We start from the raw sequence: 21,981 nt of genomic DNA, 5'->3' as shown, positions 1-21,981 counted from the left end.
AAGGGCCGGGCTCCGTCGCGGTCGCGACCCCGGCCGGAGCGCCCCGAGGGCGGACGAGCCATCAGTACGACCGAGGTGGGGGCACAGCTACACCATGGCACAGGGCACGGTCCAGGTGACGCACACCGGCACGTCGCGGTGGCGGCGCCGCACGGGTGAGTACGCATCGCTCGCCGCCGCCCTGGAGGCCGCGGCCGACGGAGACGTCCTCACCGTCGCGCCCGGCACCTACCGGGAGAACCTCGTACTGCAACGCGCGGTGACCCTCCGCGGCCCCGACGGCTCCCCCGGCTCGGTGCGGATCGCGCCCCTGGACGGCGTGCCGCTGACCGTGCGTGCCTCGGCGGTGGTGCAGGACCTGCACGTGGAGGGCCAGGACGCGGCCGCACCCGCCGTGCTGGTGGAGGAGGGCACCCCTGAGCTGCGGGACGTGCGGGTCGTGACACGGTCTGCGGCCGGGATCGAGGTGCGCGGCAGCGCCCGGCCCACGGTGCGGCGCTGCGCGGTCGACAACCCGGCGGGCATCGGCATCGCCGTGGTCGACGGCGCGGGCGGGGTGTTCGAGGAGTGCGAGGTCGTCGCGGCCGGCCAGGCCGGCGTGCTGGTGCGCGGCGGCGCCCACCCGCGACTGGAGCGTTGCCGGGTGCACCACACCTCGGGCTCCGGCCTGTCGGCGACCGGGGAGAACTCGGCGCTGGAGGCGGTGGGCTGCGAGGTGTACGAAGTCCGGGGCAGCGGTGTGCAGATCACCGGCCGGGCCACCGCGCACCTCACCGACTGCGATGTGCACCGCACGACGTCCGACGGCGTCACACTCGACACCGACGCGGTGCTGACCCTCGCCGACTGCCGTATCCACGACATCCCGGAGAACGCGGTCGACCTGCGTTCCCGGTCCGTTCTCACCCTGACCCGCACCACGGTGCGGCAGTTCGGGCGCAACGGCCTGTCGGTGTGGGACCCGGGCACCCGTGTGGACGCCAACCAGTGCGAGATCTTCGACAGCACGGGCGACTACCCGGCGGTGTGGGTCAGCGACGGCGCCACCGCCGTACTGGACTCCTGCCGGGTGCACGACGTGCCGGACGCGCTGTTCGTCCTCGACCGCGGCTCTCGTGCGGACGTCGTCGACACCGACCTGTCGCAGGTGCGCAACACGGCCGTGTCGGTGAGCGACGGCGCGACCGCGCAGCTCGACGACTGCCGGATCCGGGACGCGGCGACGGGCGCCTGGTTCCGCGACCACGGCAGCGGCGGCACGCTGAGCGGCTGCACGGTCGACGGCACCCAGACCGGCGTGATCGTCACCAAGGGCGCAGACCCCACGGTGGAGCGCTGCACGATCGACTCCCCCGCGGAGGCCGGTGTCTATGTCTCGGCCGGCGGCCGGGGCAGCTTCCTCAACTGCCGGGTGACGGGCAGCGGCGGCTACGGCTTCCACGTCATCGACGGCAGCCGTACGACGCTGCGGAAGTGCCGCACGGAGCGGTGCGCGCGCGGGGGTTACGAGTTCGCGGACAGTGGTGCCGACGCGGCGTCCGGGGCGGGTCCGCTCGTCGAGGACTGCACGAGCGACGAGAGCGGGGGGCTGCGCCCGCCCACGGCGCGGGAGACAGCCGTGCAGGCGGTGAGCCACTCCCCCGGCCTGCTGGGCGCGGTCCCGGGACCGCGCACCGAACCGGGGCCTGAGGCGCCGGCCGCCGAGCCCGAGCAGCCGGCCCGGACCTCCAAGGACGTCCTGGGTGAACTGGACGCGCTGGTGGGCTTGGAGAGCGTCAAACGGGAGGTGCGCGCCCTGACCGACATGATCGAGGTCGGCCGGCGCCGTCAGCAGGCCGGTCTCAAAGCGGCCTCGGTCAAGCGGCATCTGGTCTTCACCGGCTCCCCCGGCACCGGCAAGACGACCGTCGCGCGGCTCTACGGCGAGATCCTCGCCTCCCTCGGCGTGCTCGAGAAGGGCCACCTGGTGGAGGTGTCCCGGGTCGACCTGGTCGGCGAGCACATCGGCTCGACGGCGATCCGCACCCAGGAGGCCTTCGAGAAGGCGCGCGGCGGCGTGCTGTTCATCGACGAGGCGTACGCGCTGTCCCCACAGGACGCGGGCCGCGACTTCGGCAAGGAGGCCATCGACACGCTGGTGAAGCTGATGGAGGACCACCGGGACGCGGTCGTGGTGATCGTCGCGGGCTACACGGCCGAGATGGAGCGCTTCCTGTCGGTCAATCCTGGTGTGGCGTCCCGCTTCTCGCGGACCATCACCTTCAGCGACTACGGCCCCGAGGACCTCCTGCGGATCGTGGAGCAGCAGGCCGAGGAGCACGAGTACCGGCTCGCGCCGGGTGCCGCGGAGGCTCTGCGGAAGTACTTCACGCTGCTCCCCAAGGGCCCGGCGTTCGGCAACGGCCGTACCGCTCGGCAGACGTTCGAGGCCATGGTGGAGCGGCACGCGAGCCGGGTCGCCCAACTCCCGGAGCCGGACAAGGACGACCTGACACTGCTCTACGCCGAGGATCTGCCCGAGCTGCTCTGAGGATCCGCCTAGGCGGCGGGCGGCTCCGGCTGGTGGCGTGGCGAAGGCACTTCCGGATGCTCCGAGTAGCACTCAGCAGGCTCCGCGGGCACCTCCGGGAGCTCTGAAGACGCCTCGGGCCGCAGCCGGGCCAGCAGCGTGCGGCGCTCCTCGGCGAACACCGGGTCAGCCTGGTAGTCGGAGTGGCCGAGGATCGGGGCCGGCAGCGGCAGCAGGGTGGTGCGGCCGTAGGCGAGGGGGTCCATCAAGGGGGCGTGGTCGACCTGCGCGCCGGGCAGCCGCATCGGGCCGCCGATGGGGTCGGTGAGCCGGTAGAGGTTGCGCCAGCAGTCCACGTCCCGGTGCAGGGAGCTGAGTGCGGCGGGCCCGAAGTGGGCCGGGAACCAGCGGCCGTAGAGGCGCTCCAGCGGGGAACCGTAGGTCAGGAGCGCGACGCGCTTGCGGGCGGACGGGGCGAGTTGCCAGGCCGCGGCGGCGGCGAGGACGCTGCCCTGCGAGTGCCCGGAGATGACCAGCCGTCCGCCGGTGGCGCGCGTCCAGGTAGCCATCCGCCAGGTCAGGTCGGGCACCGCGCGCTCGGCGTAGCAGGGCGGGGCGAAGGGGTGGGAGGCGCGTGGCCAGAAGGTGCCGACGTCCCACAGGATGCCGATGGTGCGGCGGGCCGCGGCGTCCTTGTAGGCGCGCCGGCCCCAGGTGACGAAGAGTATGAAGCCCAGGCCGATCAGCCAGGAGCCGAGCGCCTGGGCGGTCTCGGCGGCGCCGTGGACGACGGGGTAGGTGCCCTGCGCGGCCTCGCCCGGGGTCTCGTCCGTGGCAAGGGCGCCCACGAGGGCCGCGGCGCCGAGCAGCAGGGTGACGCCGGAGGTGACGGCGACGATGCGGGGCCCGCGGTCGGTGAGCGAGGCCATCGCGCGGGTGTAGGCGATACGGCGGGTGCGGGCGCGGTCCTGGTTCTCGTCCGGGTAGTCGCGTGCCACGGCGGTGCGCTCGGCGCGGGCGAGCTGCCACGCTCGGTGGGCCAGCCAGCCGAAGAGCCCCAGCAGCACGACGAGCAGCGGCGGGATCACGGACGCCTGCCAGGTCAGCAGCACCGGCGGGCCCTCGATGGACGCCCCGGTGCCGTCCAGCCAGTCGGACACGCGCTGGGAGACGCCGCCGGACATCACCCCGCCGAGCGCGCAGGCCAGCATCGCCACCGCGGGTCCGCCCAGGCCCCGCAGCACCGCCCGGCGGCCGGGGTCGGTGCGGTGCAGGACGTGGGCGACGCCCCCGAGGACGATCACGAGCATGCCCTGGACCAGGACGATGCCGCCGAAGGTCGTGTCGCCCGGCAGGCGGCCGTCCGACGTCCACCCCGGGCGCTCCCATCCGGCGTACACCACGGCGAGGGCGAGCAGGAGAAGCGCGGCGAGCGGCAGGCGTCGTACGAAGCGCTCGTCGAGTTTCCGGTCCAGCCGTCTCTCGCTGCGGCCGCGGCGGCACACCACCCACACCACGGCGGCCGCGCAGAGTGCGAGGGCCGCTTCCAGGATCAGGCCCAGGGTGCCGAGTACGGCGGGGCCGCCGGGGCGGCGGTCGTGGCGGACGGCGGCGCTGCCGACGGCGGCGGCGACCGTGATCAGGCCGGCGGCCGTGTGCGCGGCGCGCAGCCGGGCCACCAGCCGGCGCCCGTACCAGAACCCGGGCCGGCCGAGGGCGGTAGGGCCGCCGTCCCCTTCGGGCTCGGGGGCACGCTCGATGGGCTGCTGGGACTCGTAGTCGCTCCAGGTGCGCCGGGACAGGTACCACAGAAGGACGGTCAGGGCGGTGGGCACGACGGCGGCGAGGGCGAGCCGGCGGCCGGGGGCGCTCCACCAGCCGCCGTCCGAGGCTGTGGGTGAGAGGAAGCCCAGCCAGGAGTGGCGGTCGGCGCAGGCGGCGGTGCCCGCGCACTGCCAGGCCGCCAGGTCGAGGGCGACCTCGCAGGCCGCCGCGACGAGCAGCACCGTCAGTGTGAGCCCCGCGAGCCGCACCAGCAGGCCGTACAGCCGCACGGTCCGGCGACGGCCGTGGGCGGTGGGGCGCATCCAGTGGGCGAGGTTGACGACCATGAACGGCAGCAGCAACAGCCACAGGGCGCGGGTGCCGTTGCCGGAGGTGAGGTTGCACCAGACGTAGGCCTCGGGCACCGGCCCGTCGCGACGGCGGTCGTCGGGGCTGTGCTCGGCGTCGACGTCGTCGGCGCGCCGGAAGACGGCCGCGGTGTGGTCGCCGGTGATCCGCACCGTCCGCGGATCGTTGAGCATCTCCTGCGGCGTGGTGCCGCCCACGCCGTGGACCAGGAGCTCCAGGGCGGTTCCGCTCTCGCCGCGCCGCGTGGCGGGACCGTCCGGTCCGCCGGTCGACGCCTGTTCCTGCGCGCGTTCCACTGATTCGCACTTCCCCCGTGACACGCCGTCGGCTCTGTCCGTGCGGGCACAAGGATCTCCGCTTCCGCGGCGTGGCACACCCCCTGTCACGGAATCTCCCCGATCTGTGATGAAGGGAGCGAGGAGATGAGCGGGCGGGTGGCACGGGCGCGACGAGCGGTCGGTGGCACTGTCCGCCCCCCGACATGCGAGGATGGGGCGTCCTCGCATCGCCGCCGGGAAGAATGTCCCGGTAACAGCCGGTGTGTGCGGGGCGTGTCGACGGCATTGAGGCGAAAGGACCGGAGCGTACGTGAGCGAGAATCAGAACCTCCTCGCGGAGCAGCGGCGATCCCTGATCCTCGACGAGGTCCGCCGCCGGGGCGGTGTCCGGGTCAACGAGCTGACCCGCAAGCTCGGCGTGTCGGACATGACGGTCCGCCGTGACCTCGACGCGCTCGCCCGCCAGGGCGTGCTGGAGAAGGTGCACGGCGGCGCGGTCCCGGTGGTCGAGGCGAGTACGCACGAACCGGGCTTCGAGGCCAAGTCCGGTCTGGAGCTCACCGCCAAGGAGGACATCGCACGCGCCGCGGCCAAGCTGGTCGCGCCGGGCGCGGCGATCGCCCTGTCGGGCGGTACGACGACGTTCGCGCTGGCGCATCAGCTGCAGGACGTACCGGACCTCACGGTGGTCACCAACTCGGTGCGGGTCGCCGATGTGTTCCACGCGGCGCAGCGCACCTCGGGCCCTCGGCAGGGCGCGGCCACGGTCGTGCTGACGGGCGGGGTGCGCACGCCCTCCGACTCGCTGGTGGGGCCGGTCGCCGACCAGGCGATCGCGGCGCTCCACTTCGACCTGCTGTTCCTCGGGGTGCACGGCATATCGGTCGAGGCCGGCCTGTCGACGCCGAATCTCGCGGAGGCCGAGACGAACCGGCGGCTCGTACAGTCGGCCCGCCGAGTGGTCGTGGTCGCGGACCACACCAAGTGGGGCAAGGTGGGCCTGAGTTCGTTCGCCGCGCTGGAGCGGGTCGACACGCTCGTGACGGACGCCGGCCTGCCGGACGAGGCACGCGGGGTGGTCGCGGACCATCTGCGGCGGCTGGTGGTGGCCGGGGAGCCCGAGGACGCCGAGGACATCTGACGGCCAGGGTGGCGCGCCGCGGCCCCGGGTTCAGCCGGGCCAGACGCCCGTCTTCAGGAGAGAGTCGATCGCGGCCGTGTACGGCTCGATGTCCAGCCCTTGGTCGGCCAGCCAGGCGTCCGAGTAGTACTTGTCGAGATACCGGTCCCCCGGGTCGCACAGGAGGGTCACGACGCTGCCCTGCCGGCCGTCGGACACCATCTCGGCGACGATCTTCAGCGCGCTCCACAGCCCGGTGCCGGTCGAGCCGCCGGCCTTGCGTCCGATGACGCGCTCCAGGGCCCGCACGGCGGCGACACTGGCCGCGTCGGGCACCTTCATCATCCGGTCGATCGCGCCGGGCACGAAACTGGGTTCCATGCGGGGCCGGCCGATGCCCTCGATACGGGAGCCGCAGTCACAGGTGACGTCCGGATCGCCGGTGGTCCAGCCCTCGAAGAAGCACGAGTTCTCGGGGTCGGCCACGCAGACGCGGGTGTCGTACTGCATGTAGTGGACGTAGCGCGCGAGGGTCGCGGAGGTACCGCCGGTGCCTGCCGTGGCGACGATCCACGCCGGCTCGGGAAACCGCTCCAGGCGCAACTGGCGGAAGATGGACTCGGCGATGTTGTTGTTCCCGCGCCAGTCCGTGGCCCGTTCGGCGTAGGTGAACTGGTCCATGTAGTGGCCGCCGGTCTCGGCCGCGAGGCGGGCGGACTCCGCGTACATGGTGCGGGGGTCGTCCACGAAGTGACATCGGCCGGAGTGGAACTCGATGAGGCGGATCTTCTCGGCGCTGGTCGTGCGGGGCATGACGGCGATGAAGGGCACGCCGATCAGCTTCGCGAAGTACGCCTCGGAGACGGCCGTCGAACCGCTGGAGGCCTCGATGACGGGCCGGTCCGGCCGGATCCAGCCGTTGCAGAGGCCGTAGAGGAAGAGGGAACGGGCGAGGCGGTGCTTGAGGCTGCCGGTGGGATGGGTCGACTCGTCCTTCAGGTACAGGTCGATGCCCCACCGCTCGGGCAGGGGGAACTGGAGCAGGTGGGTGTCGGCCGAGCGGTTGGCGTCGGCCTGGACTCTGCGGACGGCTTCTTTGAGCCACGCCCGGTAGGCGGCGTCGCTGTGGTCGACGTCGAGGGTCACGCCGGTCCGGGTCTGGTGGGAAGTGCTCACGGGGGGCTCCTAACGCTGCGCGCCGCCGACGCGTCGCGCGGCCGACCCCTCCGATCATAGGCACCTCGCGCACGCTTCTCACCTGCATAAACGCACCTTTGAGCCCCCCAAAGCGCCCCCAGGAGCAGAGCCGGGGCAAGGGGGCGCGTGGTCCCGGGGGCGCATTGGTGAGCGTGCTGCGGGCGCCCCCCGGCGAGGGGGTCGCGGGCACTGGTGCTCGGCGCCGGGCGGGGGCAGACTGCACGGCGGGACCAAGGCCCCGGACGGGGTGGCCGCAGAGGTACGACGCACCTTCCCCAGCAGACTTCCGGGCACGGGCACCGCACCCCGGGAGAAAGGGCCGGGGGGTGCACCGCGGTGCCGGGCCGGGGTCCTGACCGGGCACGACGCACCACCCGGAGGGGAGCACTCCTGCGGACGGGGCACACTGGAACACGACACGAGCCCGTACCGGGCATCGCGCGGAGCGAGCCGGTACACCGACGCACACCAGGGGGCGGGTGGCATGGGAGAGCCGGAGTTCAGGGCCACGGGCGTGCGGATCGGGAAGCGGCTGCGCTCGCTCACCCGGGCCGGGCAGGTGCGGATCAACGACGGCCGGCTCGAGCTCCTGACCAGCTACGGCAGTGAGATCGACAGCGCCCCGGTGCAGGCCGTGCGCGCCTCCAGGCCCTGGTTCGGGCCCGATGACCGGGCCACGGCGGACCTCAACGGCAAGCGGTACCTGCTCACCCTGGGCGAGAACGACCCCGCACCGGGAGAGCCGGGCCCGCCGGCCGCGCGGCGCTTCATCGAGGCCGTGCGCAGGGCAGCGGGGCGTGACGACTGAGATGTCCGCGAGTTGCGGTACCTCACCCCCTGCGCCACTCTGGTCTCACGTCACTCTGGGTTTACCGGCGATAACGCTGCGAACCAGCCCGCCGGACACGACAGCAGGCGGCAGTGTCACGCAGGCGCCCTGCTGGATCCGAATCCCGTGTTCTTCCGGACCTCACGTCGGGGAGTCGCAGCCGTGATCAGCTACCCAAGCAGGCACTGCACGGTGGAGCTCCAAGCCCTGCCGTCGCGGATCGGCCAGGTCCGCAGAATCGTATCTGCGCAATTGCGCTACTGGCATCTGGATCCCCTGATCGACCGGGCCTCGCTCGGCGTGACGGAGCTGTTGTCCAACGTCCACCGGCATGCCCAGCCCGACAAGACGTGCACCGTGGAGATAGAGCTGCTGCTCGACCGGCTCATGGTCTCGGTGCGCGACGGCGATCCACGCATGCCCGTGGTGGAGGACCCTCAGGACATCGCACCGATGGCGACCTGCGGGCGCGGGCTCGCGATGGTCGCCGCCATGAGCGAGAGCTGGGGCGTCCGGCCGGACGGCGAGTCCGGCAAGGTCGTGTGGTTCACCCTGCCGACGTCCGCCCCCGTGATGACGGCGCCGTCGCTCCGGACGCGGCGCACGGTGCAGGAGAAGCCCGAGCGCCGGTTCGCCGAAATCGGCGCCTCTCCCGACGGGCTCAGGCCCGACCATGCTCCCGCCCGGTCCGCCGTTGCCGGTTGACCGGGCGGTGACCACCGTCCCCCGGCGTGCCGGGGGCGTGCGCCGTCGCGTGCGCTCCCGCGGGGCACGCCACTGTCACTGTGACCCGACGGCGCGCGGCACGTCCGGGCGTGCCGCGCGCCGGGCCAGGCCGCGACGCCGCGAGGTGCCGGCCGCGCGTGATCACCCCGCACCTCCCTTGTGACCGAACTCCTCGTTCAGCACGGACAGCCGGCGCCAGTACTCGTCCTCGTCGATGTCGCCGGAGGCGAAGCGGCGCCCGAGTACGGCGATGGGCGAGTCGTTCCCCACGGGGGGCCGCTGCCCGGGGCCGCCGCGGCGTCCGCGCCACACGGTGCGGCGCAGCAGCGCGATGCCGGCGCCGATGACCAGCGCCCAGATCACCGGGAAGAGCAGGATCCACGGGCCGGGCCCGCCGCCGTCACCGAAATTCGCCAGGGTCTGCATGTCGTCCCACTCCTCGATCGCTCCCTGTCGTGTGTCGCTTTCGAGAGTCCTCCGGTGCGGGGTCCCCGGTCGTCGTACGGCCGGCGGCACCGTGCGTACCTCGCGGGGAGCAGGCGGGCGGGCCAGGAGTTCTCCGCGCACTCTCGACTTCTGTAACTACTGGTATGTACAGTTCGGGCATGAGCACCCCGGAACGGCTGATCGAGTCCACCCGCGAACTGCTGTGGGAGCGCGGCTACGTGGGCACCAGCCCCAAGGCGATCCTGGAGCGCGCGGACGCCGGGCAGGGCAGCATGTACCACCACTTCAAGGGCAAGCCCGATCTCGCCCTGGCCGCGATCCGGCGGACCGCCGAGGAGACGCGGGCCACCGCGGCGCGCGTACTCGACGGTCCGGGCACGCCGTACGAGCGGATCGAGGCGTATCTGCGGCGTGAGCGGGACGTGCTGCGGGGCTGCCCGGTGGGCCGGCTGACGATGGACCCCGACGTGATCGCGAGCGCCGAACTGCGCGCGCCGGTCGACGAGACGCTCGACTGGCTGCGCGGACGGATCGCCGGAATCGTCGAAGAGGGCAAGGCGCAAGGCCAGTTCGCCCCCGTCCTCGACGCCGGGGAGATCGCGGCGGCGGTCGTCGCGACGGTCCAGGGCGGCTACGTCCTCGCCCGCGCCTCCGGCTCCCCCACCGCGTTCGACTCCGGTGTCCGGGGACTGCTCTCCCTGCTGGCACCACGGACCCCGTGAGGAGGCTTCCATGCACGCCATGCAGTACGAGCTCACCCTGCCCGCCGACTACGACATGGACATCATCCGCGACCGCGTGGCCCGACGGGGGCACCTGCTCGACGACTGGGACGGGCTCGGCCTCAAGGCCTACCTGATACGCGAGCGCGGCCTGCGCGGCTCGCCGGTCCACCAGTACGCGCCCTTCTACCTCTGGAACACCGTCGACGGCATGAACGCCTTTCTGTGGGGCGGCGGGTTCCAGGGGGTCAGTGACGACTTCGGGCGGCCGTCGGCGCGGCAGTGGACGGGGCTCGCGTATGAGGAAGGGGACGGTTCGCACGCGCGGTTCGCGGTGCTGCGGCGTCAACCGGTGCCGGAAAAAGGGCCGTTGGCCGATGCCATGGAAGATGCGGTGAGCGAGGCCGGGCGGCTGGCGGCGCAGGACGGCGCCCTGCTCGCGGCCGCGGCCGTCGACACCGGCCGCTGGGAGCTGGTGCACTTCTCCCTCTGGGAGCAGGATGCGCCCAAGGCCGACGGCGACGTGTTCGAGGTGCTGCACCTGTCCGCGCCGGGCCGGGACCGGCTGCCCCGGGGACGCAGGTGGTGAGCGCGGTCCGCACGGTGCTGGGAGACGTGTCTCCAGCGGACCTGGGGGTGTGCGACGCCCACGACCATCTGTTCTTCGGCAGTCCCCGGCTGCCCGGCCAGGAGCTGCGCAGCGTGGCGGCGGCGCGGGCGGAGCTGGCGGCGTTCCGGGAGCAGGGCGGTGGGGCCGTCGTGCAGTGGACACCGTACGGACTCGGGCGGCGGGTCGCCGACCTGGCGCCGCTGTCCCGGGAGACCGGTGTGCACGTGGTCGCCGCGACCGGTCTGCACCAGGCCGTGCACTACGACGAGGAGACGCTCGCCGGGCTGCGGAGCCGGCTCGCCGAGGTCTTCGTCCGCGAACTCACCGAGGGCATCGGGACGTCGGGGGTGCGGGCGGGGCTCGTCAAGGTCGCGGGCGGTTTCCACGCGCTGGACGCGCACGCCCGCTGGACCATGACGGCGGCGGCCGAGGCGCATCACGCCACGGGCGCGACGATCACCGTGCACCTGGAGATGGGGACCGGCGCGCTGGACGTACTGGACCTGCTCTGCGGACAGTTGGGGGTACCGCCGGACCGGGTGGTGCTCGGGCACCTCAACCGCTCCCCTGACCTGGTGGTGCACCGGCAGGCGGCGGGGTACGGCTGCTATCTGGCCTTCGACGGGCCGTCCCTCGCCCATCACGCCACCGACTGGCGGATGCCGGACGCCGTACGGGCCCTCGCGGACGCCGGGTTCGGCGACCGGCTGCTGCTGGGCGCGGACACCACGACGGCCGCCGCCCGCTCGGTGGACGGCGGCCCCGGCATGCCGTACCTGCTGCGCCGGGTGCGCCCCCGGCTCGTGCACGCCGTGGGCGAGGAGCTGGTGGGGCGCATCCTCACGGAGAACCCGGGCCGGGCGTTCGGCACCGAGTGGCGCTGACCGGTGCGGTGACCAATAAGGTGACCGGTGCGGTGACCGGTGCGGTGACCGGTGCGGTGACCGGTGCGGTGACCGGTGCGGTGACCGGACCCAACCTCTCAACCGCCGGCCTGGTCACTGTCCTTCATCGAGCCCCAGCCGTGCCAGCGGTCGACCTCGATCCAGGCACTGACCCGGGGGCGGACACGGTCCGGGTAGGGCTTGCCGGTGTAGTGCCGGGCGAGGAGGTCGATGTCGGCCAGGTCCTCGTCGGCGTGCGTCTCGGTGACGCGGCCGATGAGGGTGACATGGGTGTACCAGTCGTCGCCGGCGAGGACGGTGAGGGTGACGCGCGGGTCGCGGCGCAGGTGCTTGAGGCGTACCCGGCCCTCGTCGAGGTTGATCAGCACACGGCCGTCCTTCCACGCGTACCAGGTGGCGGTGGAGACGGGGGCACCGTCGGAGCGCAGCGTGGCCATGACGCACGGGTTGGGCTTGCTCAGCAGGGCCTCGGCCTCGGGCGGCAGCGGCGGCTTGGACATGAGAGGAACCTCCTAGGAGTCGGTTTTTTCGTCGAAACTGGCGAAGTAGGCCGCGACCATGTCCTCGTCTGCGTGGCCCTGTGCGGCGGCACGCTCCATACGGGCGGCGGTCGCTTCGGCGACGTCCAGGCGGACACCGTTCTCCGTGCCGGCCCGGACGATGAGCCGGGCGTCCTTGGCTGCGGTGCCCACCGCGAACTGGGGCGGCGTGAGCCTGTCTTCCAGCAGGAGATCGGACTTGGCACGCAGATAGCCCATGTCGAGGGGGCCACCGGCGACGAGGTCGAAGAAGCCGTGCGGGTCGACGCCGAGGGCCTTGGACAGGGCGAGGGCCTCACCGGCGGCGGCCGTGACGGCCAGGACCCAGCTGTTGGCCACCAGCTTCAGCCGGGTGGCACCACCCGACGCCCCGTCTTCGCCGCTCCACACGGTCCGGACGCCGACGGCGTCGAAGACCGGCGTCGCCTTCTCACGCCCTTCGGTGGGGCCGGCCGCGAGCACGGTCAGCTTCCCGGCCTCGGCGGGCTGGCGGGTGCCCAGGACGGGGGCGTCGTAGAAGACCAGGCCGTGTTCGCGGGCGAAGGCGGCCAGCTCGGCGACACCCTCGAGGCCCGCGGTGGTCGACTGCACCCAGACGGTGCCGGGGCGCAGGGCGGGGGCGGCCTCGCGCATGGTGTCCAGGGCGGCGGCGCCGTCGTAGAGCATGGTCAGGACGACATCGGCGTCCTGGACCGCCCGCGCGGGGCTGTCGGCGATCCGTACACCCTCGGCGGCCAGCGGCTCGGCCTTGGCCCGGGTGCGGTTCCAGGCGTGGACGGTGTGTCCGGCCCGGGCGAGATTGCGGGCCATCGCGGCGCCCATGATGCCGGTGCCCAGGACGCTCACGGTGAGTGTGTCGGTCATTGCGTCAACTTCCTCGGTGGTGCGGTGCGGGCGGACTGCCTGTGGGTCAGCCTGCCCGCTCAGCGGCGCGCCTTCCCGGAAGCGGCGCCTCCAAGCCTGATACCAGTGGGGTCGGTCTCGCGGCCTCCCGCCGGCCACCGGTCACGCCCGCGGGGCCAGCGCCCCCAGTGGATCGTCCAGGACCGGCTGCCAGGCCAGTTCCGCCGCGCCGACCAGGCTGTTGTGGTCGAGGGTGCAAGGCAGGATGGGGACACCGCCGCTCTGGCCCCACAGGCTGCGGTCGGCCACGACCGCGCGCAGGCGGCCCGGGTCGGCGTCGAGGAGGGTGCGGTGCAGGCCGCCGAGGATGATGCGGTCCGGGTTGAGGATGTTGACCAGGCCGGCGAGGCCGAGGCCGAGGCGGTCGATGAGGGCCTCGGCGGCGGTGCGGACGCCCGGGTCGGCGTAGTGGTGGCGGATCAGGTCGATGGACTGCTGGAGCAGGGACACCTCGGGGCCCGGTTCGCGTCCGGCCTCCGTGAGGAAGGCCAGCGGGTCGGTCTCCACGTCGAGGCAGCCGCGGCTGCCGCAGTGGCAGGGGCGGCCCTCGGGGTGCACGGTGAGGTGCCCGACCTCCAGCGCAAGACCCGAACTGCCGCGGTGCAGACGGCCGTCGAGAACGAGCGCGCCGCCGACTCCGCGGTGGCCGGTGGCCACGCACAGCAGGTCGCGGGCGCCTCGGCCGGCGCCATGCCGGTGCTCGGCGAGCGCGGCGAGGTTGACGTCGTTCGCGGCGAACGCGGGTCCGTCGATGCCGGCCGCGCGCACCTGCTCGGCGAAGATGTCCCGCACGGGCGCACCCGCGGGCCAGGCCAGGTGGAGCGGGTTCAGCGCCAGTCCCTCGGGTTCGGCGACTGCGGAGGGTACGGCGAGGCCCGCGCCCACACACCGCAGCCCCGTCGTGCGCAGCAGTTCGGCACCGGCCGTGACGACGGAGGCCAGCACCTTGGCCGGGTCTGCGTCGACGACCTCGCAGCCGGGCGCGGTGGCGACGATCCGGCCGCCCAGTCCGACCAGTGCCGCCCGGAATCCGTCGGCGTGCACCTGCGCGGCCAGCGCGACGGGCCCGTCGTCGGCGACGGCCAGCCTGTGGGAGGGCCTGCCCTGCGAGCCGGCCGCCGCGCCGGGCCGGGCGTCGACCCGGATCAGCCCGAGTGCCTCCAGCTCGACGGCGACCGCGCCGGCGGTCGCCCGCGTCACCCCGAGCTCGGCGGTGAGCACGGCCCGGGTCGGGGCACGTCCGGTGTGGACGAGCTCCAGCGCGGGTCCGAGTGCTCCGCGTCCCCGGTCCAGCCGCGCCCTCGAAGTGCTCCCGTTCCCCGCCTGCCGGGGGTCCGCCTTCCCGCTCATGAGGGCGAGTCTCCCATGATCCGCCGGGATGGTGGCCGAGCGTGCCCGCCGGGCCTCGCCGTGCGGCCGGGGTCGCTGTCCGCCGGGCGCTGGAGGCCGCTCACCCGGAGCGTGATGTTGAGCCGCCCGGTCAGCCGCAGCCCCGGCGGTGCCGTCCCGGGGTGGATGCGGGGGACTCCGTGGTAGGCGAGACGGGAGGGGCCGCCGAAGACGAACAGGTCGCCGCTGCGCAGCTCGACGTCGGTGTAGGGACGGGTGCGCGTCGCGGTGTTGCCGAAGCGGAAGACGCAGGTGTCACCGAGGCTGAGCGACACCACCGGGGCGTCCGACTTCTCGTCGCTGTCGCGGTGCATGCCCATGCGGGCGTCGGCGTCGTAGAAGTTGATCAGCGCGATGTCGTAGTCCGGCGCGGGTCCCCCGAGGGTGTCGCGGACCGCCCGGCGGCCCAGTTCGCCGAGCCACGGCGGGAACGGCTTCACCGGGGCGCCGTCCCCGTCGGCGACCGTACGGGCGTAGGCGTACGGGTACCAGTGCCAGCCCAGGCAGACCTGCCGGGCGGTCATGGTGCCGCCGCCGGGGGTGCGGACCGTGCGCAGCCCGGCGGGTGGCCGGGCCCAGTCGCGACAGGCGTCGAGCAGCTCCGACTGGCGTTCCGCGTCCAGCCAGTCGGGCAGGTGCACGGCGCCGGGCGTGACCTGTGTACGGGCCCTGGGGAACAGCTCGGCGTCCATGCCTTCCATGGTGCCCGACACTCCCTGAGCTGCGGCTCGGCTAGCCTGGTCGCACGATGGACGACCGTATGACGACGCCGTGGGGCGAGCCGGCGCTGACCCGTTTCCCCGAGGACCCGCGCGACCGGCTGCGCGCCTGGGACGCCTCGGACGAGTACCTGCTGAGGCATCTGGCCGCGGAGCGGGTGCCGCTGGACGGCTCGGTCGTGGTCGTCGGGGACCGCTGGGGTGCGCTGGTCACGGCGCTCGCGGTGCACCGGCCGGTGCAGATCACCGACTCCCACCTCACGCAGGAGGCGACCCGCGCCAACCTCGCGCGGGCCGGCGTCGAGCCGGGTACGGTGCGACTGCTCACCACGCAGGATCCGCCGCCCGGGCGGATCGACGTGCTGCTGGTCCGGGTGCCCAAGAGCCTGGCGCTGCTGGAGGACCAGTTGCTGCGGCTGGCGCCGGCGCTGCACGCGGGGACGGTCGTGGTGGGCACGGGCATGGTGAAGGAGATCCACACCTCGACGCTGGAGTTGTTCGAACGGATCCTCGGCCCGACCCGCACCTCCCTCGCCGAGAAGAAGGCCCGGCTGATCTTCTGCACGCCGGACCCCGCGCTGGAGCGGCCCGCCAACCCGTGGCCGTACGTCTACACGCTGCCGGACGGCATCGGTCCCGCCTCGCACGGGACGGTCGTCAACCACGCCGGGGTGTTCTGCGCCGACCGGCTCGACATCGGGACGCGGTTCTTCCTTCGCCATCTGCCCGGCGGACGGGGTGGCCGGGTGGTGGACCTGGGGTGCGGCAACGGTGTGGTGGGTACGTCGGTGGCGCTGGCCGACCCGGGTGCCGAGGTGCTGTTCGTGGACGAGTCGTTCCAGGCCGTGGCCTCGGCGGAGGCGACGTACAAGGCGAACGGCGTGCCGGGCCAGGCGGAGTTCCGGGTCGGGGACGGGCTGGCGGGCGTGCCGTCCGGCAGTGTCGATCTGGTCCTGAACAACCCGCCGTTCCATTCCCATCAGGCGACGACGGACGCCACGGCCTGGCGGATGTTCACGGGGGCGCGGCGCGCCTTGCGGCCGGGCGGTGAGCTGTGGGTGGTCGGCAACCGGCACCTCGGCTACCACGTCAAGCTGCGGAAGCTGTTCGGCAACAGCCGGCTCGTGGCGAGCGACCCGAAGTTCGTGGTGCTGAAGGCCGTCAAGCGGTAGCGGTGCCGAGGGTCTTCAGGGTCCTCGCCACCGCGCGTGTCATCGCCTCCCGGGCGAGGGTCAGGTAGCTGCGCGGGTCGACCGCCTCGGGCCGGTCGGTGAGGAACTCCCGGATCGCTCCGGTCAGCGCGATGTTCAGGGCCGTGCCGATGTTGACCTTGGTGATGCCGCCCGCGACGGCCGCCGTGAGCTCCTCGTCCGGGACGCCGGAGGAGCCGTGCAGGACGAGTGGGACGTCCAGTGCGGCCGACAGTCGTTTCAGCAGGGCGTGGTCGAGGGCGGCGGTGCGGGTGGTCATGGCGTGGGAGCTGCCGATGGCGACGGCGAGGGCGTCCACGCCCGAGTCGGCCACGAACGCCCGCGCCTCGTCGGGGTCGGTGCGGGCGCCGGGGGCGTGCGCGTCCAGTGGCGGTCTGCCGTTCTTGCCGCCGATCTGCCCCAACTCGGCTTCGATCCACAACCCTTGGGTGTGCGCCCAGGCGACCGCCGCCCGGGTCGCCGCGAGGTTCTCCGCGTAGGGCAGCCGGGCCGCGTCGTACATCACGGAGCTGAAGCCGGCGTCCGCGGCCTGGTGCAGCAGGGCGTCGCTCTGTACGTGGTCGAGGTGCAACGCGACCGGCACGGCGGCGTGTTCGGCCGCGGTCACGGCCGCGCGGGCGAGCGGGAGCACCTGTCCGCCGCGGAACTTCACCGCGTTCTCGCTGACCTGGAGGACGACGGGGGCGCGCACCGACTCGGCGCCCGCGACGACGGCCTCGACGTGCTCCAGGGTGATGACGTTGAAGGAGGCGACGGCGGAGCGCGCCGTCGCGGCGCGGGTGACGAGGTCGCGGGTGGTGGTGAGGGGCACGGGGTCTCCTGGGGCCTGTGGTCCGGTCAGGTCGCGGGGCATCGGCTGCGGCCTGTCGTCGCCGTACGCGTGCGGGGCAACGTGCCCACGGCGCGGTCCGCACGACAGGCCCCTGGGTCAGGGCGCGAGGACCACCGAGCGCGTGAGGTGGCGCGGACGGTCGGGGTCCAGTCCGCGGGACGCGGCGACGGCGACCGCGAGGCGCTGGGCACGGACGAGTTCGGCGAGCGGGTCGAGGTGCCCGGCGATCCACGACGCGCCGGTGCCGCGCACCTGTTCGGCGAGTCCGTCCGGCGCGTCCCCGAACATCCAGGTCGCCGTGCCCGCGGTGCTGACGCTGATGGGACCGTGCCGGTACTCCATCGCCGGGTAGGCCTCCGCCCAGGCCAGGGCGGCCTCGCGCATCTTCAGCCCGGCCTCGTTGGCCAGGCCGACGGTCCAGCCGCGCCCCAGGAAGGTGAACTGCCCGCATTTCACGAGCCGTTCGGGCAGTGGCTCGGCCAGGGCGGTGCGCGCGTCGGTGACGGCGGTGCCGCGGTGGAGGCCGAGGTGGGTGCGCAGCAGGGTGAGAGCCGTGGTCGCGAACCGGGTCTGCACGACGGAGCGTTCGTCGGCGAAGTCCAGGACGGCGAGGTCGTCGGCGGCCGTCATCACGGGCGTGTCCGGGTCGGCGGTGATCGCGGTGGTGCGGGTGCCGTCCCGCAACCGGGCCAGCAGGTCCAGGACCTCGGTCGTGGTGCCGGAGCGGGTGAGGGCGACGACCCGGTCGTAGCGGCGGCCGTGGGGGAACTCCGAGGCGGCGAAGGCGTCGGTCTCGCCCTGGCCCGCGCCCTCACGCAGGGCCGCGGCGGCCTGCGCCATGAAGTACGAGGTGCCGCAGCCGACGATCGCGACCCGCTCCCCCGGCGCCGGCAGCGCTCTCCGGAACCGGGGCGCTTCCGACGCGGCGCGTTCCCAGCACTCGGGTTGGCTCGCCAGTTCGTCCTCGACATGCGTCATCCCGCACCCTCCGCTCCACGAGTCCGGCCGATCTGATTGTTCCTGCAAGATATAGCCTTTTTTCGAGCATCATCAAGCATCAGGTGGGGATCAGGTGCGCTAGGGTCGCCGGAGATCGAGACGTGGAGGTGCGGATGTCGCGCGACGCCCGCTGGAAGGCGCTGCTGGAACTGCTCGTGGAGCGCGGCCGGCTGGACGTCGAGGACGCGGCGGCGGAGCTCGGGGTGTCGGCGGCGACGATCCGCCGTGACTTCGACGGGCTCGCCGAGCAGCAGATGCTGGTGCGCACCCGGGGCGGCGCGGTCGTGCACGGCGTGTCCTACGAACTGCCGCTGCGCTACAAGACGGCCCGTCACGCCTCGGAGAAGCAGCGCATCGCCAAGGCGGTGGCGGAGCTGGTGGCGCCGGGTGAGGCGGTCGGGCTGACCGGGGGGACCACCACGACGGAGGTGGCGCGAGCGCTGGCCGTGCGCGGGGACCTGGTGTCCGGGGCGCCCGCGCTGACCGTGGTGACGAACGCGCTGAACATCGCGAACGAGCTGGCGGTGCGCCCCCAGTTCAAGATCGTGCTGACCGGCGGGGTGGCGCGGGCCCAGTCCTACGAGCTGGTCGGGCCGCTCGCGGACGGGGTGCTCGGGCAGATCACGCTCGACGTGGCGGTGCTCGGTGTCGTCGCCTTCGACGTCATGCACGGTGCGGCGGCGCACGACGAGGCCGAGGCGGCGATCAACCGGCTGCTGTGCGAGCGGGCGGAGCGGGTGGTGGTCGCCGCCGACTCCAGCAAGCTCGGGCAGCGGGCGTTCGCCCGGATCTGCGCGGCCGAGGCGGTGGACACGCTGGTCACGGACACGGCGGCCGATGCGGAGACGGTGCGGCGCTTCGAGGAGGCCGGGCTGCGGGTCGTCACGGTCTGACGGCGGCGGTTCGGCAGCGGCGGGTCCGGCAGCGGCGGTCCGCCGGCGGCGGCTCTAGGCTTGGGCTGAGGCGCCTGCCGGGCAGGAAGGCCGAGGCGCCTGCCGGGCAGGGAGGCTGTCATGGGCGGAGCGGCGCAGGACCGGGGCGGGCGGCGGTACGTGCCGATCGCGGAGCACGGGCTGATCGGTGATCTGCGCAGTGTGGCCCTGGTGGGGACCGACGGCACGATCGACTGGTACTGCTGCCCGGCCTTCGACGCGCCGAGTGTGTTCGCCTCGATCCTGGACGCCGAGCACGGTGGCTGTTTCGAACTGGCGGCGTCGATGCCGGCCCGGACCAAGCAGTTCTACTTCCCCGACACCAACGTCCTGATCACCCGGTTCTTCACCGAGGACGGAGTCGGCGAGGTGCAGGACTTCATGCCGGTCGGCGGCGGGCCGGCCGAGGCCGAGCGGCACCGGCTGATCCGGCGGGTGGTGTGCGTGCGCGGTTCGATCCCGTTCCGCACGCGCGTCGCCCCCCGGTTCGACTACGGCTCCCTGCCGCACACCGTCCGGCTGACCGGTGACACCGCCGTGTTCGAGGCGGAGCTCATGGCACTGGCGCTGACCGCGACCGTGCCGCTGGAGGCCGACGGGCCGGACGTGCGCGGCGATTTCAAGCTCTCCGAGGGAGAGACGGCGGTCTTCGCGCTGGACAAGGTCGGCGGCGATGTGATGCCCCGCCGGTGTGCGCGGACCGAGGCCGAGGAGCAGTTCGCGGCGACGGTGGCGTACTGGCGGCGCTGGCTGGCGGCGTCCCGCTACAAGGGCCGCTGGCGGGAGATGGTGCACCGCTCGGCCCTGACGCTGAAGCTGCTCACGTACGCGCCCACCGGGGCGATCGTGGCCGCGCCGACGACGAGCCTGCCCGAGGAGCTGGGCGGCGAGCGCAACTGGGACTACCGGTACGTGTGGGTGCGCGACGCGGCGTTCTGCGTCTACGCCCTGCTGCGACTGGGCTTCACCGGCGAGGCCGAGGCGTTCATGGACTTCGTGACCCGGCACATCAGCCCGGGCGACGGCACGGTCTCCGGCCCGTTGCAGATCATGTACGGCATCGACGGACGCACCGAGTTGCCCGAGCGCACCCTCGGCCATCTGGAGGGCCACCACGGCTCGGCCCCGGTACGGGTCGGCAACGCCGCGGCCGACCAGCTCCAGCTCGACATCTACGGCGCGCTGATCGACTCGATCTACCTCTACGACAAGTGGGCCACACCCATCTCCAGCGGCCAGTGGGACGACGTGTGCGCGTTGGTGGACTGGGTGTGCGCGCACTGGGACCAGCCCGACGAGGGGATCTGGGAGACGCGGGGCGGGCGCAAGAACTTCCTGTACTCGCGGCTGATGTGCTGGGTGGCCATCGAGCGGGCCATCCGGATGGCCAACCGGCGCGGTCTGCCCGCCGACCTGCCGCGCTGGCGGGAGTGCCGCGACACGATCTACCGGCGGATCATGCGCCGGGGCTGGTCCGAGGCGCGCGGGGCCTTCGTCCAGCACGAGGACGGGGACGTCCTGGACGCCGCCGTGCTGATGATGCCGCTGACGAAGTTCATCGCCCCCACCGATCCGAAGTGGCTGTCGACGCTGGACGTCCTCACCGAGGAGCTGGTGTCGGACTCGCTGGTCTACCGCTACGACCCCCGCTCCAGCCCCGACGGGTTGCGCGGCGACGAGGGCACGTTCTCCATCTGCTCGTTCTGGTACGTAGAGGCGATGGTGCACGCAGGCCGCATCGACGAGGCGCGCCTGGCCTTCGAGAAGATGCTGACGTACGCCAACCACCTCGGCCTGTACGCCGAGGAGATCAGCCACACCGGTGAGCAGCAGGGCAACTTCCCGCAGGCGTTCACCCACCTCGCGCTGATCAGCGCGGCCTTCAACCTGGACCGGGCGCTCGGCTGACCGTCAGTGCCCGTGACCGTCCTTTGCATGCCCCTCGGGGGTATCGGAGGCGGCCGCCGCTCCGCCGGCGTCGACGGTGAAGGCCGCCGTGTGGACCTGTCCCTCGTGCTTGAAGTCGAGGAACAAGCGGTAGGAGCCGGAGCTGGGCGCCGTGGCCGTGAAGGAGATGTCCGGGCCGGGCCTGGTCGTGCCGTCGCCGGGTTCGCCGTTCGGGTGGACGTGCAGGTAGGCGAGGTCCCCGGAGCGCAGGGCGACCAGGTGGCCGTAGGCGCCGAGGTAGGGCTGGAGGTCGGTGACGGGCCTGCCGTCGCGAGAGACCTTCAGCTTCAGTTCGCCCGCCTTGCCGGGGCGCAGGGCGCCGGCCAGCTTCACCTCGTAGCCGTCGACGCGGGCCGTGGTGCTCGCCGGCGGCAGTTGCCGGGCCTGGTACGGGCCGGAGGCGGCGAGGTCCGCGCCGAGGGTGAGGTTCTCGGCGTTCTTCTTGGCCGGGGTGAAGTCGGCGAAGACGCGGTAGCCGCCCGCGCGGGGCAAATCCACGGGGGTGCTCCAGGTGCCGTCGGCGGCGCGGGTGGGGTGCAGATGGCGATAGGTGACCAGGTCCCGTGAGGCCACGATGAGGTGCAGTTCCTTGTCGTGCTCGCGCTGGTAGGCGGTGAGCGCGCGACCGCCGGCGTCCTGGACGGTGAAGCGCAGGTCGGCCGGCTTGCCCGCGGTGACGCGCGGGGTTTTCAGGTCGAGCGTGTAGCCGCCCTCGGAGATCTGCAGTCCGCCGGCCGGCGGTGTGTCGTGTCCGGCGTGGCCGCCGCCCTCCGACCGCTCGGGCGTGGGCCGGCCGTGTTCGTCCCCGTGCTTCGGCGGACTGTCGGCGACGACGGGGCCGACGCCCTGTCCGACGCCGTAGGCCGCGCCGAAGGTCGCCGCCAGGGCGGCGGCGAAGGTGGTGATCCTCAGTCCGGTGTTCATGGCCGTCGGCTCCTTCAGATACCGGGCCTCCCGCTCGATTGCGAGGCCCCATGCACTTCACGATACCCCCGGGGGGTATTACGTCAAGTCATTGCCGCGCTTGCATCGTA

Annotated in this window: 20 protein-coding genes; 10 read left to right on the top strand and 10 right to left on the bottom strand. The window is 73.1% G+C overall.

Annotated features, from left to right (window positions below; all coding sequences use genetic code 11):
- Positions 1-94: 94 nt before the first annotated feature.
- A complete protein-coding gene (locus ACZ7EG_RS28030) occupies positions 95-2,530 on the top strand; it encodes a right-handed parallel beta-helix repeat-containing protein (protein ID WP_471084573.1) in 2,436 nt (811 codons plus the stop codon).
- Between the two features lie 8 nt (positions 2,531-2,538).
- Here ACZ7EG_RS28030 and ACZ7EG_RS28025 read toward each other — a convergent pair whose 3' ends face one another.
- Positions 2,539-4,938, bottom strand: coding sequence for a hypothetical protein (locus ACZ7EG_RS28025; protein ID WP_471084570.1), 2,400 nt, complete (start codon positions 4,936-4,938; stop codon positions 2,539-2,541).
- A 292-nt stretch (positions 4,939-5,230) separates the two neighbouring features.
- Here ACZ7EG_RS28025 and ACZ7EG_RS28020 point away from each other — a divergent pair, with 292 nt between their 5' ends.
- Positions 5,231-6,061 carry a DeoR/GlpR family DNA-binding transcription regulator gene (locus tag ACZ7EG_RS28020; protein WP_471084567.1) on the top strand — a complete coding sequence of 277 codons (831 nt, stop codon included), beginning with the start codon at positions 5,231-5,233 and terminating at the stop codon, positions 6,059-6,061.
- A gap of 30 nt (positions 6,062-6,091) precedes the next feature.
- Here ACZ7EG_RS28020 and cds1 read toward each other — a convergent pair whose 3' ends face one another.
- A complete protein-coding gene (gene cds1, locus ACZ7EG_RS28015; RefSeq protein ID WP_471084564.1) occupies positions 6,092-7,216 on the bottom strand; it encodes an L-cysteine desulfhydrase Cds1 in 1,125 nt (374 codons plus the stop codon).
- A gap of 505 nt (positions 7,217-7,721) precedes the next feature.
- On the opposite strand from cds1, the gene ACZ7EG_RS28010 reads away from it, so the two are divergent.
- Both ACZ7EG_RS28010 and ACZ7EG_RS28005 read left to right on the top strand, forming a co-directional pair.
- Positions 7,722-8,045, top strand: coding sequence for a hypothetical protein (locus ACZ7EG_RS28010; protein ID WP_471084561.1), 324 nt, complete (start codon positions 7,722-7,724; stop codon positions 8,043-8,045).
- 183 nt (positions 8,046-8,228) lie between these two features.
- Positions 8,229-8,771, top strand: a complete 543-nt coding sequence (locus tag ACZ7EG_RS28005; RefSeq protein ID WP_471084558.1) for an ATP-binding protein — start codon at positions 8,229-8,231, stop codon at positions 8,769-8,771.
- A 162-nt stretch (positions 8,772-8,933) separates the two neighbouring features.
- Here the strand turns inward: ACZ7EG_RS28005 and ACZ7EG_RS28000 are convergent, their stop codons facing one another.
- The gene (locus ACZ7EG_RS28000; protein ID WP_471084555.1) at positions 8,934-9,218 is read right to left on the bottom strand and encodes an SHOCT domain-containing protein; all 285 of its coding nucleotides are present in this window, start codon (positions 9,216-9,218) and stop codon (positions 8,934-8,936) included.
- Positions 9,219-9,382: 164 nt separating this feature from the next.
- Here ACZ7EG_RS28000 and ACZ7EG_RS27995 point away from each other — a divergent pair, with 164 nt between their 5' ends.
- From ACZ7EG_RS27995 to ACZ7EG_RS27985, 3 genes are read left to right on the top strand one after another with little or no spacing between them, the layout of a single operon-like run.
- Positions 9,383-9,961, top strand: coding sequence for a TetR/AcrR family transcriptional regulator (locus ACZ7EG_RS27995; RefSeq protein WP_471084552.1), 579 nt, complete (start codon positions 9,383-9,385; stop codon positions 9,959-9,961).
- 10 nt (positions 9,962-9,971) lie between these two features.
- Positions 9,972-10,550 carry a DUF4865 family protein gene (locus ACZ7EG_RS27990; RefSeq protein ID WP_471084550.1) on the top strand — a complete coding sequence of 193 codons (579 nt, stop codon included), beginning with the start codon at positions 9,972-9,974 and terminating at the stop codon, positions 10,548-10,550.
- Positions 10,547-11,455, top strand: a complete 909-nt coding sequence (locus ACZ7EG_RS27985) for a phosphotriesterase family protein (RefSeq protein WP_471084548.1) — start codon at positions 10,547-10,549, stop codon at positions 11,453-11,455. Before ACZ7EG_RS27990 ends, ACZ7EG_RS27985 begins: the two co-directional genes overlap by 4 nt.
- Before the next feature lie 98 nt (positions 11,456-11,553).
- Here ACZ7EG_RS27985 and ACZ7EG_RS27980 read toward each other — a convergent pair whose 3' ends face one another.
- From ACZ7EG_RS27980 to ACZ7EG_RS27965, 4 genes are all read right to left on the bottom strand, one after another.
- Positions 11,554-11,976, bottom strand: coding sequence for a PPOX class F420-dependent oxidoreductase (locus tag ACZ7EG_RS27980; protein ID WP_471084546.1), 423 nt, complete (start codon positions 11,974-11,976; stop codon positions 11,554-11,556).
- A gap of 12 nt (positions 11,977-11,988) precedes the next feature.
- Positions 11,989-12,879, bottom strand: a complete 891-nt coding sequence (locus ACZ7EG_RS27975) for an NAD(P)-dependent oxidoreductase (RefSeq protein ID WP_471084544.1) — start codon at positions 12,877-12,879, stop codon at positions 11,989-11,991.
- Between the two features lie 141 nt (positions 12,880-13,020).
- Positions 13,021-14,268, bottom strand: coding sequence for an ROK family protein (locus ACZ7EG_RS27970; protein ID WP_471084542.1), 1,248 nt, complete (start codon positions 14,266-14,268; stop codon positions 13,021-13,023).
- On the bottom strand, positions 14,265-14,999 hold the full coding sequence (locus tag ACZ7EG_RS27965) for an alpha-ketoglutarate-dependent dioxygenase AlkB family protein (RefSeq protein WP_471084947.1): 735 nt from the start codon (positions 14,997-14,999) through the stop codon (positions 14,265-14,267). The genes ACZ7EG_RS27970 and ACZ7EG_RS27965 overlap by 4 nt, the downstream gene beginning before the upstream one ends.
- Before the next feature lie 68 nt (positions 15,000-15,067).
- Here ACZ7EG_RS27965 and ACZ7EG_RS27960 point away from each other — a divergent pair, with 68 nt between their 5' ends.
- Positions 15,068-16,198, top strand: coding sequence for a methyltransferase (locus ACZ7EG_RS27960; protein WP_471084540.1), 1,131 nt, complete (start codon positions 15,068-15,070; stop codon positions 16,196-16,198).
- Here the strand turns inward: ACZ7EG_RS27960 and ACZ7EG_RS27955 are convergent.
- Positions 16,188-17,048: a class II fructose-bisphosphate aldolase gene (locus ACZ7EG_RS27955; protein WP_471084538.1), complete on the bottom strand. Its 861-nt coding sequence runs from the start codon at positions 17,046-17,048 to the stop codon at positions 16,188-16,190. The genes ACZ7EG_RS27960 and ACZ7EG_RS27955 overlap by 11 nt on opposite strands.
- Before the next feature lie 117 nt (positions 17,049-17,165).
- Positions 17,166-18,047 carry an SIS domain-containing protein gene (locus ACZ7EG_RS27950; RefSeq protein ID WP_471084536.1) on the bottom strand — a complete coding sequence of 294 codons (882 nt, stop codon included), beginning with the start codon at positions 18,045-18,047 and terminating at the stop codon, positions 17,166-17,168.
- Positions 18,048-18,181: 134 nt separating this feature from the next.
- Here ACZ7EG_RS27950 and ACZ7EG_RS27945 point away from each other — a divergent pair, with 134 nt between their 5' ends.
- Together ACZ7EG_RS27945 and ACZ7EG_RS27940 are read left to right on the top strand one after the other, a co-directional pair.
- Complete coding sequence (locus ACZ7EG_RS27945; RefSeq protein WP_471084534.1) at positions 18,182-18,961, top strand: DeoR/GlpR family DNA-binding transcription regulator; 780 nt, start codon at positions 18,182-18,184, stop codon at positions 18,959-18,961.
- 120 nt (positions 18,962-19,081) lie between these two features.
- Positions 19,082-20,908: a glycoside hydrolase family 15 protein gene (locus ACZ7EG_RS27940; protein WP_471084531.1), complete on the top strand. Its 1,827-nt coding sequence runs from the start codon at positions 19,082-19,084 to the stop codon at positions 20,906-20,908.
- A 3-nt stretch (positions 20,909-20,911) separates the two neighbouring features.
- Here ACZ7EG_RS27940 and ACZ7EG_RS27935 read toward each other — a convergent pair whose 3' ends face one another.
- Entirely contained in the window at positions 20,912-21,871 is a 960-nt protein-coding gene (locus ACZ7EG_RS27935; protein ID WP_471084528.1) for a hypothetical protein, read from the bottom strand.
- Positions 21,872-21,981: the final 110 nt, after the last annotated feature.

Source organism: Streptomyces sp. NPDC037100 (assembly GCF_055606225.1).
Note: the sequence above shows the minus strand (reverse complement) of the source record. Positions and strands in the feature narration are given on the sequence as shown.

What these genes read in the sequence shown, in the direction of transcription:
- ACZ7EG_RS28030 (WP_471084573.1), top strand. Translation starts at nt 95, where the DNA reads ATGGCACAGGGCACGGTCCAGGTGACGCACACCGGCACGTCGCGGTGG.
- ACZ7EG_RS28010 (WP_471084561.1), top strand. Translation starts at nt 7,722, where the DNA reads ATGGGAGAGCCGGAGTTCAGGGCCACGGGCGTGCGGATCGGGAAGCGG.
- ACZ7EG_RS28000 (WP_471084555.1), bottom strand. Translation starts at nt 9,218, where the DNA reads ATGCAGACCCTGGCGAATTTCGGTGACGGCGGCGGGCCCGGCCCGTGG.
- ACZ7EG_RS27995 (WP_471084552.1), top strand. Translation starts at nt 9,383, where the DNA reads ATGTACAGTTCGGGCATGAGCACCCCGGAACGGCTGATCGAGTCCACC.
- ACZ7EG_RS27990 (WP_471084550.1), top strand. Translation starts at nt 9,972, where the DNA reads ATGCACGCCATGCAGTACGAGCTCACCCTGCCCGCCGACTACGACATG.
- ACZ7EG_RS27980 (WP_471084546.1), bottom strand. Translation starts at nt 11,976, where the DNA reads ATGTCCAAGCCGCCGCTGCCGCCCGAGGCCGAGGCCCTGCTGAGCAAG.
- ACZ7EG_RS27975 (WP_471084544.1), bottom strand. Translation starts at nt 12,879, where the DNA reads ATGACCGACACACTCACCGTGAGCGTCCTGGGCACCGGCATCATGGGC.
- ACZ7EG_RS27970 (WP_471084542.1), bottom strand. Translation starts at nt 14,268, where the DNA reads ATGAGCGGGAAGGCGGACCCCCGGCAGGCGGGGAACGGGAGCACTTCG.
- ACZ7EG_RS27965 (WP_471084947.1), bottom strand. Translation starts at nt 14,999, where the DNA reads ATGGACGCCGAGCTGTTCCCCAGGGCCCGTACACAGGTCACGCCCGGC.
- ACZ7EG_RS27960 (WP_471084540.1), top strand. Translation starts at nt 15,068, where the DNA reads ATGACGACGCCGTGGGGCGAGCCGGCGCTGACCCGTTTCCCCGAGGAC.
- ACZ7EG_RS27950 (WP_471084536.1), bottom strand. Translation starts at nt 18,047, where the DNA reads ATGACGCATGTCGAGGACGAACTGGCGAGCCAACCCGAGTGCTGGGAA.
- ACZ7EG_RS27945 (WP_471084534.1), top strand. Translation starts at nt 18,182, where the DNA reads ATGTCGCGCGACGCCCGCTGGAAGGCGCTGCTGGAACTGCTCGTGGAG.
- ACZ7EG_RS27940 (WP_471084531.1), top strand. Translation starts at nt 19,082, where the DNA reads ATGGGCGGAGCGGCGCAGGACCGGGGCGGGCGGCGGTACGTGCCGATC.
- ACZ7EG_RS27935 (WP_471084528.1), bottom strand. Translation starts at nt 21,871, where the DNA reads ATGAACACCGGACTGAGGATCACCACCTTCGCCGCCGCCCTGGCGGCG.